Genomic DNA, 664 nt, shown 5'->3' with positions numbered 1-664 from the left:
ACCGATCCGACCGCCGCCTATCAGGCCGCGCTTGCGCAGGCTCGCACGATGGGCGGCGCGGCAGGGGGTGGCGGTATGGGCGGCTCGGGTGCGCCGACCCTCGTGCAGACCTCGAACCGCAGTGGTGGCGGCGCTGGCTATGGGTCGTTCGACAACCGCAGCGAGGGCGACCGTTGGCGGCTCGACTCCCAGCCGGAAGCACCTGCAACGCCCTATGTGCTGCGCGCTGGCTTCGTCGTTCCGGCTACGCTTATCTCGGGCATCAACTCCGATCTGCCAGGCCAAATCATGGCCCAGGTATCGCAGTCGGTGTACGACACGGCGACCGGCAAGCACATGCTCATCCCCCAAGGCTCGCGCCTGGTGGGCAGCTACTCGAACGATGTGGCCTACGGGCAGAAGCGCGTTCTGGTGGCATGGCAGCGCATCATCTTCCCCGACGGCAAGGCAATGGACATTGGGGCCATGCCGGGCGGCGATAGCGCTGGGTATGCAGGCTTCAACGACAAGGTCAACAACCACTACTTCCGCACCTTCGCATCGGCATTCCTCATGTCGGGCGTCGTTGCGGGCATCAGCTTGAGTCAGGACCGTGGCAACAGCAACAGCGGTTACGGACGACAAGACGCGGGTTCCGCGATGAGTGAAGCGTTGGGTCAACAGC

Annotated in this window: 1 protein-coding gene; it reads left to right on the top strand. The window is 64.9% G+C overall.

The window, feature by feature from the left end; genetic code table 11:
• A partial coding sequence (locus tag AC0L3J_RS37245) for a TrbI/VirB10 family protein (protein WP_473350412.1) occupies positions 1–664 on the top strand: 664 nt, incomplete at both ends.

The sequence above is a fragment of the Bradyrhizobium sp. Kon37 genome, from assembly GCF_055807535.1.
Note: the sequence above shows the minus strand (reverse complement) of the source record. Positions and strands in the feature narration are given on the sequence as shown.